Consider the following 11,829-nt stretch of genomic DNA (forward strand, 5'->3'; position numbering starts at 1 on the left):
TAAGATTTTGCAATCAACTTGCAAGATATTTTTAAAGAGAATCACAGATTCATTATACATCCTTTTCATAAATTCCACTGCTTCTTCAGTAAATCTAAAATCCAAACCTTGTTTTGTTATATCTATCGAGTCCTCGTTTAGTAATTGACACATTGTTTCTACGCTACAATTATCAACTCCTATATTACCCAAGACCATGGCTTTTACGAATGATGAACCTTTTAGCTTTCTCTTTCTTTTTATAAACCTTGTTGTAATTGAGATTTTCTCTGCTTTTTCATTAAAAAATTCTTTGAGCTTTTTTGATAAGCAAGTTATTTTATTCATTGGTTCTCTCACTAAAAGTATATCTGGGAGAACTTATACCTTATTATTCTATCTCTTTCATACCTCTATTTCCTTAACTTGACGCGTATGCTTTTTTGAACATTCCCGGAAATGCAGAAAAAAAATGTTCAACATTATATCAGGAGCCCTTGTCGTTTTAATCTGCACAGATTGCGAAGTTAAATGAAATAGCTTCACTGTTATGATAAGGGCGCTGGCGAAGGGTGTCAAGCAAGTTTTTCGTTTCTATATGCGCTACCTTAAGACTTCAACGTCTTAACGCACCTAACTCCATCTGCATATAAATTTGCATGGCTCTTTCCAGTATTAAGCAATGCAAATCCAATGTTGTCTACACTAGAGCGCAGTTCCCCTATTTCCTCATTGTTTTCATTTGTCACTTTAGTGCCAATATCTGGAAGTGCGTTATCCCCCTCAACAAGGTAAAGTTTTCTTCTGAATATTTCTTGTCTGCTCATTCGATTTACGACTTCCTGACCTATATAACACCCCTTATTAAAGCTTATACCGTTTACTTTATCGATTAAAAATTGCAGCGGAAACGATGAATTCTGCACCATATCTTTCGCTCCATCTGGAACGAGATTTTGAATTCTGACTTTTTCATACTGAGTAAAATCCCCAACCGGCTCTTTTATTTCATCTTTATGTATGATCCTCATTCCTAGCAGCTCGTGCCTTGGATCTTGAAAAATAACTTGTGACTTACTACTACACTCCGCCAACTTAGTATTAAACAAAACCCCAACCTTATATAGTGCACTAACGTCTTTAATCTTTACCCTCAAATAAGTTTTAAGTAAATCTAGTTTCTCGATTATTTGCTGCAAGTGCATGTTTTCGCACTCCAAGAGGGTGTATTTACCATATTCAATAAGAAAAAAATCATATAGATATTTTCCCTGAGGGCTAAGCAATAAAGAGTAAATGGCTTTTTGGCTATCCAACTTATTAATATCGTTGGTTATAATACCCTGCAGAAAATCTCCAGTGTCAGGCCCATATAGCACTATCACACCACGACTTAAAAATGGTATATAACTCATGAAATCTCTATAAATAAATCTAAATTTTATTATATAACATTAGGCTCTTTTAGAAACTGCTTTTGGCGTGCATATTTTACAAGCTCCAGCCCTTGAAATCTAACTTACGAGTATATATATATAAACTTATAAGTTAGTTTGTTGATGAGGAAAAACAAATGTCAAGTATAAGTTTAAATGTATTAGGTGATAGCGTGCTGATCAGGCCTATTAGCGAAGAAAAGCAAGGTGGAATTGTGCTTCCATCAAGTGCTGAAAAGAAACCTACTAAAGGTGAAGTTATAGCAATTGGTGAAGGTTCACGCAATTTAAGTGGCGAACGCGTAACTTTAACTGTGAAAGCTGGTGATAAAGTGTTCTATCGCCAATGGGCTGGTACAGAAATAGAACATAATAATGAGAAGCTTATCGTGATGAAGGAATCCGATATACTTGCTGTCATTAAGTAGCGGTCTTTATTTTACTAAACTGAAACAAAGCGCAACATAGCGCATTGTAAATGGTTTTATTATAGTTTTCTAAATTTTTTATTAACAAGAGGTGATAAAAATGACTAATGTAGTAGTATCAGGTGAGCAGTTGCAAGAAGCCTTTCGTGAAGTCGCAGCAATAGTGGATTCAACGGTAGCAATAACTGCAGGACCTAGAGGAAAAACAGTAGGGATTAATAAGCCCTATGGAGCACCAGAAATTACAAAAGATGGTTATAAGGTGATGAAGGGTATCAAGCCTGAAAAACCATTAAACGCTGCGATAGCAAGCATCTTTGCACAGAGTTGTTCTCAATGTAACGACAAAGTTGGTGATGGTACAACAACGTGCTCAATACTAACTAGCAACGTGATAATGGAAGCTTCAAAATCAATTGCTGCTGGAAACGATCGTGTTGGTATTAAAAACGGAATACAGAAGGCAAAAGATGTAATATTAAAGGAAATTGCGTCAATGTCTCGTACAATTTCTCTAGAGAAAATAGACGAAGTGGCACAAGTTGCAATAATCTCTGCAAATGGTGATAAGGATATAGGTAACAGTATCGCTGATTCCGTGAAAAAAGTTGGAAAAGAGGGTGTAATAACTGTTGAAGAGAGTAAAGGTTCAAAAGAGTTAGAAGTTGAGCTGACTACTGGCATGCAATTTGATCGCGGTTATCTCTCTCCGTATTTTATTACAAATAATGAAAAAATGATCGTGGAGCTTGATAATCCTTATCTATTAATTACAGAGAAAAAATTAAATATTATTCAACCTTTACTTCCTATTCTTGAAGCTATTGTTAAATCTGGTAAACCTTTGGTTATTATTGCAGAGGATATCGAAGGTGAAGCATTAAGCACTTTAGTTATCAATAAATTGCGTGGTGGTTTAAAAGTTGCTGCAGTAAAAGCTCCAGGTTTTGGTGACAGAAGAAAGGAGATGCTCGAAGACATAGCAACTTTAACTGGTGCTAAGTACGTCATAAAAGATGAACTTGGAATCAAGATGGAAGATCTCACGCTTGATGATCTTGGTACGGCTAAAAATGTTAAAATTACTAAAGATAATACCACAGTTGTCAGCGAAAATAGCGATTCTGACAGTGTGAAAGCTAGAATCGAGCAGATTAAATCTCAAATTGAAACTTCAACTTCTGATTATGATAAAGAAAAGCTAAGAGAACGTTTAGCGAAATTATCAGGTGGCGTTGCTGTGCTCAAAGTTGGTGGAGCAACTGAAGTGGAAGTTAAAGAACGTAGAGATAGAGTCGAAGATGCGCTGCATGCAACAAGAGCTGCAATTGAAGAAGGTATAGTTCCAGGTGGTGGGGTTGCGCTTCTTTATGCTTCATCTGTTCTCGACAAATTAAAAGGTGCAAGTGACGAGGAACAAATAGGCATAAACATTATCAAGAAAGTTCTCAGTGCTCCAATTAGAAGGTTAGTCAAAAATGCTGGTCTTGAATCTGCTGTTATAATTGACTATTTGATTAAGCAGAATGATAAAGAGCTTATATACAACGTTGAGGCTATGAATTATGCTAATGCGTTTACAGCTGGTGTGATTGATCCAGCAAAAGTGGTGCGTATTGCTTTTGAAACAGCGGTATCTGTTGCGAGTGTGCTGATAACTACTGAATCTATGATAGTTGATGTACCAAGCAAAGAAAATGCTTCATCTCCTATGGGTGCAGGAGAAATGAGTGGCATGGGTGGATTCTAAGTAGAATGAAACCGTGGAGCAATTGCTCCACGGTAGTTCCAAAAAATCTCACATTTTACTATTCGTTAAAGGTAATACGTTTGGTGCAGAAATGCACTGCTGTTTGCATCCGTTTCACTCCTTTATATTGTGGTTGTCTAATAACAAAAAGGCAGCATAAGAAAACTATAACCCCTAGTATATTTATACTATAGCTGACCCAAGCAACACGTCATACCGCGATTCATTCCACAACTGTACGAACATTACAATATGGCACATAGTAAACGATGTCATGAAAGTAGCTGACACTGGAATGACACCCTTTTGGATGGAAACCAGTGTCACGCACTGGCATGACACCCATTTGTTCCTATAGTTGTCTTTTCTCGTCTACCTTATTTTGCCACTCTGCTGAACAGATACAATTTACAACCACCCCCCTACCCTTTTTAGTTGTTCAGCAAATATAGAGAGGCTAAAGGGAGTGGCATTACTTAAATAATTAGATGAAAAATTAGGTGGATCATTCTGAAATTCTTGCATTTTTGTCTATAATTTTGTTAAATAATTTCCCTTTTGGTCATATCGAACCAAATTTTTTTTCATACCACTTTAATTGCTGACAATAGCCTTATTAGTTTTTGTCATAATGTGATCAAACACTCCCAATAATCTCTTTAATAGGTTTGGAGTTAGCGAAGAGATAAGATCAACAGATACGTTATTGTTTTTGTCATCACCACTTGCTTTATAGTCTATTGAAACGATTCCCCTACTTTTCCCACCAGTAAGAAGTTTTCCAATTATAGGAATTTTTAACAAAGATTTATTAATTGAATATGCTGGTATTACTTGCCCTGCAACCTGGAATTTATAATTTCTAATATCGAGCTTACCACCAGTGCTAATACCTAACTCCGCCCCTTCAAGCCAAGATTCTTCAATTTCAATAGTGCCATCTTTGTATGAAAAAGGTGCATTACATTTGTAAAAGTATACACCTTCATTTTTTATGGCATTTACAATGCCAGGCAATGAAGACATCGACAATAAAGTAGTAAGTAGTGGAGCATCTTTGATGTAGAAATTGCTAATGGATAACGTACCATAATGTTCTCCACTTTCTCTCTGAGGAGAGAGATAAAAAGACAATTTGCCGTTTTTAATTGATTTACTAATGCCTAAGGAACGCAAAAGCATACCTGAATTATCCGCATATATTTCGAGCCCTATTCCACTGTATTCTGCTAGTATGTTGCTGCTATCTTCCAGAAACTGCCCTGTAAATTGACTTCCATTGCAATTACCTTTAGTACAGGTTACATTCAGCTTAGCATTTTTGATAACGATGCCTTCTTTCATAATTACATTGTCAACATTCATACTAATCTCTATATCTTTATTTAATCCATTACTGTTTTTGCCAAGCAAGCCTAAAATATCACTTAAGTTAATTTCCTCACCATAAATAGTTATGGCATTTTTCTCCTTACCTGATTCAATTTCTATACTAAAATCATTATCAGGCAATTTAAAGCTACTAGAATTTAAATATAAATTTCCATTTTCTACTCTTCCGCTGAATTTTATATCTAGATCATTTCCTACAATGTCTAATTTATCTACTAACAATTCACCTGCTCCTTTTAACCTTGTAGAAAACAAAATTTTATTGTGATCTTCAAAGCGATTTTTCCACCCTAAGTAGCTTGAATGTGATTCAAATTCTGATAAATCTATATCACCATTAACATACCCCGTCTTATCTTGATTTATCACTGACTCTAAATTTGCACTGACATAGCCACTATCAAAATTAAATATTTGAGCAGGTAAATCTCCGGTCAAATTCCAGGCGAAACTTTCATTCCTATTGCTACTTTTCAGGTCAAATAATAGCTGTGTTTTATTCACCATACCACTACCATTTAAATCTATAAAGTCACTGCCAAAACTAAGCTTAACATCATATTTACCAAGACTTGCATTATAGACGGCCAAATTGTCAATTTCGGAATGAAAATTGGCCGAAAAATCTACTTTTTTGTCATCAGCATTTAGATTAAAAATGCGAAAATTAAATACGGATTTTGCCATTCCACTTACTTTATCCCTTTCAACCTTCACCACATCATCCAGCTTAAATTTTATAGGCTCATATAAACCATAAGCATCACTTACAGCTTGGCCATTAATGGTTAGAACTGAATTTTCCTTATTGAGAGATTTCATTGCAATATCACCACCATTAACAGTGAAATTCTGAAACTTAGCGCTATTTACAGTAATTTCAAGATCGTTATTCTTGATGATCAAATCACCCTTTAATTCCTTTACTTGCTCAAAATCTTCATCAAATTTTACGCTACCGTTTTCTATATCAGCAATAATTACAATGTCTGACAGATCGTCATCAACCAAATTGTTAATTTTGCCATTGAAACTTACAATGGTATTTAAAACATCCCCTTCGATATTATCACAATACCAGCTTTTAAATTTACTATTTACTACACTATCTGGTATATAGGTACATAAATCCTTTGCAGCAAACTTACTAATATTAATTCTAAGCAAAGCATGACTTGTACTAAAGTTCATTTTGCCTATTAAAGAGAGATACGTGTCATTTAACTTAAAATGGAAGTTTTTTACACTAATAATTCCATTACTATATGTTAAATTTATATTTACATTAGTTAAGGCCAAATTTTTGTTCAAATAATTTTCTGTATTTAATACGTATATATTTCCATCTACAATTTCATCCTTTTTATTAATTTTCACTGAGAAGCTTCCTTTGAATCCTATATTTTTGTCCAAATTGTAGCTTTTAACTAATGTAGAAAACTTGCTCAATAGTCCCAATTTTAGATCATAAAATGTCCCGTACACATTTAGCAAATTGTTGCGATTTTTTATCGTAATTGATAAATCATCCAAAAATCCCTTTCCATCTTTTGTATTCACATGAATATCTAAAACATTAAAATCTTCCCCCTTCCCTATATATAATTTATCAATAAAAAATTCATCTTCTGTGCTTTTATCAATAGCGATGTTAGTAAATTCAATTTTTGAATCCGCATTTAAGTCAAAAAAAAATTCCCTTATTGTTTTTAATAGATTTTTTGCACTGCTTTCTGTCATCTTGAAATTCTTCCCTGTCATCCCAGTGCTTGACACTGGGATCCAGGTTTCTTTTTTTCTAGATTCCAGCGTCACGCGCTGGAATGACACCGAAGGAAGGCGGTTATTACTTAAATAATGATTATTCAAAAGGTCTAATGAGTTTTGCGGATTAACATTAGTTTCTTCTCTCTTGATATATACATGCACATTATCAGCTGAAACCTGAGAGAGATTTGTGCTAGCTTTAAATAAGGAACTTAACTTAAAATGTACAAAAAGCTCAGGAACTTTTATAGTAAAATTAGGATTTGCTATTGCCAAATCTGTAATGACTAAATACGGATCTTTACTACCTTTCTGCCAAACAACTGAGGTATTCTCCATATTAACGCTTGAGCCAACAAATATCTTTGATATTTTATGTTTAACATAAAAATCAATATAATTAATATTGATTTCTAAAGGACTCTCACCCTTAAAAAAGACAAATAAGCAGAATACAAACAATAGAACTATGGAAAGTGATATAGTGATTTTTTTAAGCATCGATCATTGCTTTTCTTGCTAAACTATCAGCCTCCTCATTATACTTATCGCCACTGTGTGCTTTAACCCACTTCCAATTAATTTCGTGCTGTGAAGCAACGTTGTCTAGCTCTTTCCACAATTCCATATTTTTTACTGATTTTTTATTACTTGTTTTCCAGCCATTCATTTTCCACTTATTTATCCACTCTGTTATGCCATGTTTAACATAAAGACTATCCATATATAAATTAATATTACAAGAAAATTTCAATACTTTCAGCCCATTGATCACCGCTGTTAACTCCATTTTATTGTTTGTGGTATTTTCTTCTCTACCATAAATGTCTTTTCTGTAATCTTGAAATAATATGATAGCTGCCCATCCTCCCGCTCCAGGATTACCAGAACACGCCCCATCCGTATATATTGTCACCTCTTTTTTACTCATCTTTGTTTATATCGGTTAACAAAGTATATAGTTGCTTTTATGAAAGCACAATTTCTAAAGGTAGTTTAAGCTGCACCTTTAAATTTTATTATAGAAACAAAAAAAAGTGTGACAACGAGCATTACCAAAAGGAAAAGGAAAAAATAGTTTTTATGTTTCTGCCGTTCTTTCATAACTAAAATAAATCAATAGAACAAAAAATAATACTGGCAAATAGGGAAAATAGATAAGAAATTGAGTAAGAAAACATTTGTTTCTGTGAGTTGTGGTTCTTGAATCTGAGAATTGATATAGCGTACCAAATAAAGATGCAACCTGCAAAAATTGCCATGCTTAGATAAAGTAAAGCCTTTTTCAAGAATAGAGCTGGAAGCAAGCTAGTTAGCACCAGCAAGACACTATAAATTAATATATATTTTCTTGTTTTTTCCGGACCATAAACAATATTGAACATTGGAATCGATGCCTTCGCATAGTCTTCAGACTTATTTAAAGATAGGGCCCAAAAGTGTGGCGGAGTCCACATAAAAATTACTAAAAATAAAATGAAACTTTCCCAACTGACAGAATTAGTTACAGCTGCCCAGCCAATCATTGGAGGAAAAGCACCTGCTGCACCACCGATAACGATATTCTGCGGAGCACGCCTTTTTAGCCAAATTGTATATACGAAAACGTAAAATAATATGCTAACTGCAAGCAAAGCAGCAGAAATATAATTTACTGCTATTGCCATGATAAATACTGACAATATTCCAAGAGTTATACCAAATTCAAGCGCGCTTTCTGCAGAAACTCTACCTGAAGGTATAGGGCGGTTTTTTGTCCTTTCCATGAGCAGATCTATGTCTTTGTCATACCACATATTTATAGCACCTGCAGATCCTGAGCCAAGAGCAACACATATAAGAGATATTAGTGCTAGAAAAGGGTGCATACTACCTGGTGCAGTAACCATACCAGCAACTGCAGTAAATACCACAAGATACATTATCCTTGGCTTCAGCAAACGCCAAAAATCCAGTATTGTCGATTCAACATTTAGCAAAACACTTGTGTACATTCTATTTTACCACTGGTGGTTTTTCGAAAGTATGAAAAGGCGGTGGTGAAGATACCGTCCATTCCAAGGTGTCACCTCCCCAAGGATTATCTCCAGCTTTCTTGCCCCATTTAAAGAGATGTATAACTATAAACACAAAAAACATAACTGAAACAAAGGACATATACGAACCAATTGAGGATATATAATTCCAAGGGATAAACGCATCAGGATAATCAGGTATACGCCTTGGCATACCAGCTAATCCTAAGAAATGTTGAGGTAAAAAAGTGATATTGGTGCTAATAAAAGTAAGCCAAAAGTGGATTTGACCTAAGCGCTCATTATATTGTTTACCCGACATTTTACCAATCCAATAATAAAAGCCAGCAAAAGCTCCAAATAATGCAGCAAGTGACATGACATAATGGAAGTGAGCAACAACATAATAGGTGTCGTGCAGGAGCTTATCTATTCCACCATGAGAAAGAATTATTCCCGTTATGCCACCGCCAACAAACATAAAAATAAAACCTAGCGCAAATAGCATAGGGGTCTTAAACTCAATTGCTCCACCCCACATAGTTGCAATCCAGCTAAAGACTTTTACACCAGTTATAACACCGATAAAAATTGTGGTAGTGCTAAAAAATGCAGCAGCGTCAGCACTAAGCCCAACAGTGAACATATGATGAGCCCAAACCATAAAGCCAAATACTGCTATACCTATCATTGCATAAACCATCCCTATGTAACCAAATACAGGTCTGTGAGAAAAAGTTGATACAACCTGACTTATGATGCCAAATGCAGGAAAAATAATTACGTAAACTTCTGGATGACCAAAAAACCAAAATAGATGTTGAAATAACACAGGATCGCCACCACCGGCAGGATCAAAAAAGGAAGTGCCAATATTGCGATCAGTAAGAAGCATAGTTATAGCACCGGCAAGCACTGGTAAAGCAACAATCAACATAAATGCTGTTAGCAAGACAGACCAAACAAACAGTGGCATCTTAGTTAATGACATGCCTTTTGCGCGCATGTTAAATATAGTAACTATAAAGTTGATCGCCCCAACAATTGACGACATACCAGCAACATGAAGTGCAAGTATAGCAAGGTCAACTCCTGCACTTGGATGGGACATTACCTGTGATAAAGGTGGATATAAAGTCCAACCTGTACCTGGACCTTCACCAATAAACACTGAGAGAATGAGCAAAACAAAAGATGACACTAATAACCAAAAACTTAAATTATTCATACGAGGAAATGCCATATCTGGTGCGCCAATCATGAGAGGTACAAACCAATTACCAAATCCTCCCATTAAGGCTGGCATTATCATAAAAAACACCATTATCAACGCATGCCCTGTAACCATTACGTTATATAATTGATAATTATTGTTAAGTATATTAATGTGCATTAGCTGAGTGCGAATAATCACCGATAATAATCCACCAATAACCCCAGCTAATATGGAAAAAATAATGTACAGTGTCCCTATGTCTTTATGATTAGTGGAAAACAACCAACGCTTTATGCCCTTTGGTACATCACTCATATCTATACTCCAAATTTAACTCACTAATTTTCTATTTTCAATCCACTTATTAAAATCTTCTTTGCTTACTGCTTCAACAACAATTGGCATAAATCCATGGCCTTGACCACACAATTCGTAGCACTGCCCGTAATAAACACCAGGCTTTTTGATATTAAACCACGCCTCATTCAGCCTACCTGGTATCGCATCAATTTTTACACCAAAAGCCGGTACTCCCCAGCTGTGTATCACATCTCCTGCTGTAACTTGTAAACGAACGTTAGCATTAACGGGTAAAATGATGTTGTTATTAACAGAGAATAGCTTTAAATCTCCTTCGATAAAGTCTTCTTTTCCCTTAATATAACTATCAAACGACACACCTTGATATTCTGGATATTGGTAGCTCCAATACCATTGATGGCCAATAACTTTTAGTGTTATGTCAGCTTTCGGTATTTCTTCCTGTAGCTTCAGTAATTTAGCGTTTTCAAAGGCTAATATTCCAACAATGATAGTTGGTATAACAAACCAAATAATTTCTAAAGGAACACTATGGGCAGTTTTACTTATGTTTGTTACTTTGCTTTTACGAAAGCGAAACGCTATATAAGCAAGCAGCGCCCACACAAAAAGCATTATTGTAACCATCACAAGCATCACAAACGAATGTGACCTAACTACAGCCTCCATTACTTCAGTTGCAGGAGCAGGAAATCCAAATTGCCAGGAAGTAGGAGCAGAGGCAACAGATATATTTGAGTAAAATATTATCAATAGTGCAAATAACTCCACCATATCTTTTGTTTGTTTGCTATAAAACTAAGTGATATACTGTATAATAGTATATATAAACTTACTATGCAAATAGAGATTAGTGATGGTTAATAATTTTTTAGCATTCAACAAGTATAATAGTACAATACTAATTTGAGGAAAAAAGCATTTACATAAATCTATTGTAAGTAAAAATATTATAATATTTTAAATTAAGTATTTGCTTTAAGTAAATTCTATAATAAGTTTAATAGTGTCTGTTACTGCTAATAACCCTCTAGCCTCACACCTAAAAGCAGTAACAGACACTATTAAACTTTATGATAAGTTTATGATTTGCAAGATCAAAATCTTGCAAGTGTCTTTATTTCATTATACATTGCAGTTTGTTAATTAACTTTTAATGCCTATGGTGGCATTTACAGCTTGGACCAAAGGTTTATGTATTATAGAAAATAATTATAAAAAAAACACACTATTTGTATACCATACAAACTTTTTTTATTCTGCATAGCTGAGTTACTAGATTCTGTAAACGAAATCTTTAGAGAAGCCAAATGGGCAAAGTTTCATGAAGGTCTTTGGCATCTCTTAGCATAGATCCCGCTAACACGTAGCGGGATGACGATTGTCAGGCTAGCTGTCATCCCAGTGTCAAGCACTGGGATGACAAGGTATAAACCTTATCGTCATGCCGCCACAAACCGTCATACCTACCCCTACAACAACATTGCAAGCATTGATTTTTCTCCATATGAAAAGAGTCTGGAAG

At 34.9% G+C, this 11,829-nt stretch carries 9 protein-coding genes and 1 pseudogene; 2 read left to right on the forward strand and 8 right to left on the reverse strand.

What is annotated here, in order from left to right:
* Nucleotides 1-327, reverse strand: a pseudogene (locus tag OZD63_RS03905) (IS4 family transposase); the annotation flags it as partial.
* Between the two features lie 260 nt (nucleotides 328-587).
* Nucleotides 588-1,394 (reverse strand): CAF17-like 4Fe-4S cluster assembly/insertion protein YgfZ, encoded by an 807-nt coding sequence (gene ygfZ / locus OZD63_RS03910; protein ID WP_275008172.1) that lies wholly within the window; start codon nucleotides 1,392-1,394, stop codon nucleotides 588-590.
* Nucleotides 1,395-1,561: 167 nt separating this feature from the next.
* Here ygfZ and OZD63_RS03915 point away from each other — a divergent pair, with 167 nt between their 5' ends.
* Both OZD63_RS03915 and groL read left to right on the forward strand, forming a co-directional pair.
* Complete coding sequence (locus tag OZD63_RS03915) at nucleotides 1,562-1,843, forward strand: co-chaperone GroES (RefSeq protein WP_274979967.1); 282 nt, start codon at nucleotides 1,562-1,564, stop codon at nucleotides 1,841-1,843.
* A gap of 100 nt (nucleotides 1,844-1,943) precedes the next feature.
* Nucleotides 1,944-3,593, forward strand: a complete 1,650-nt coding sequence (gene groL, locus OZD63_RS03920) for a chaperonin GroEL (RefSeq protein WP_275008174.1) — start codon at nucleotides 1,944-1,946, stop codon at nucleotides 3,591-3,593.
* 183 nt (nucleotides 3,594-3,776) lie between these two features.
* On the opposite strand, the gene OZD63_RS03925 is transcribed toward groL, so the two are convergent.
* The 6 genes from OZD63_RS03925 to coxB form a co-directional block, all read right to left on the reverse strand.
* Nucleotides 3,777-3,920 carry a hypothetical protein gene (locus OZD63_RS03925; RefSeq protein ID WP_264705617.1) on the reverse strand — a complete coding sequence of 48 codons (144 nt, stop codon included), beginning with the start codon at nucleotides 3,918-3,920 and terminating at the stop codon, nucleotides 3,777-3,779.
* A 267-nt stretch (nucleotides 3,921-4,187) separates the two neighbouring features.
* Nucleotides 4,188-7,253 (reverse strand): YhdP family protein, encoded by a 3,066-nt coding sequence (locus tag OZD63_RS03930; RefSeq protein ID WP_275008176.1) that lies wholly within the window; start codon nucleotides 7,251-7,253, stop codon nucleotides 4,188-4,190.
* Entirely contained in the window at nucleotides 7,246-7,683 is a 438-nt protein-coding gene (gene rnhA / locus OZD63_RS03935; protein WP_275008178.1) for a ribonuclease HI, read from the reverse strand. Before rnhA ends, OZD63_RS03930 begins: the two co-directional genes overlap by 8 nt.
* Nucleotides 7,684-7,858: 175 nt before the next feature.
* A complete protein-coding gene (locus OZD63_RS03940) occupies nucleotides 7,859-8,746 on the reverse strand; it encodes a heme o synthase (protein ID WP_275008179.1) in 888 nt (295 codons plus the stop codon).
* A gap of 1 nt (nucleotide 8,747) precedes the next feature.
* On the reverse strand, nucleotides 8,748-10,298 hold the full coding sequence (gene ctaD / locus OZD63_RS03945; RefSeq protein WP_275008181.1) for a cytochrome c oxidase subunit I: 1,551 nt from the start codon (nucleotides 10,296-10,298) through the stop codon (nucleotides 8,748-8,750).
* Between the two features lie 15 nt (nucleotides 10,299-10,313).
* Complete coding sequence (coxB, locus tag OZD63_RS03950) at nucleotides 10,314-11,078, reverse strand: cytochrome c oxidase subunit II (RefSeq protein WP_274979577.1); 765 nt, start codon at nucleotides 11,076-11,078, stop codon at nucleotides 10,314-10,316.
* Nucleotides 11,079-11,829: the final 751 nt, after the last annotated feature.

This window comes from Wolbachia endosymbiont of Drosophila leontia (assembly GCF_028981785.1).
Taxonomy (GTDB): Bacteria; Pseudomonadota; Alphaproteobacteria; order Rickettsiales; family Anaplasmataceae; genus Wolbachia; species Wolbachia pipientis.

What these genes read in the sequence shown, in the direction of transcription:
- ygfZ (WP_275008172.1), bottom strand. Translation starts at nt 1,394, where the DNA reads ATGAGTTATATACCATTTTTAAGTCGTGGTGTGATAGTGCTATATGGG.
- groL (WP_275008174.1), top strand. Translation starts at nt 1,944, where the DNA reads ATGACTAATGTAGTAGTATCAGGTGAGCAGTTGCAAGAAGCCTTTCGT.
- OZD63_RS03940 (WP_275008179.1), bottom strand. Translation starts at nt 8,746, where the DNA reads ATGTACACAAGTGTTTTGCTAAATGTTGAATCGACAATACTGGATTTT.
- OZD63_RS03930 (WP_275008176.1), bottom strand. Translation starts at nt 7,253, where the DNA reads ATGCTTAAAAAAATCACTATATCACTTTCCATAGTTCTATTGTTTGTA.
- ctaD (WP_275008181.1), bottom strand. Translation starts at nt 10,298, where the DNA reads ATGAGTGATGTACCAAAGGGCATAAAGCGTTGGTTGTTTTCCACTAAT.
- coxB (WP_274979577.1), bottom strand. Translation starts at nt 11,078, where the DNA reads ATGGTGGAGTTATTTGCACTATTGATAATATTTTACTCAAATATATCT.
- rnhA (WP_275008178.1), bottom strand. Translation starts at nt 7,683, where the DNA reads ATGAGTAAAAAAGAGGTGACAATATATACGGATGGGGCGTGTTCTGGT.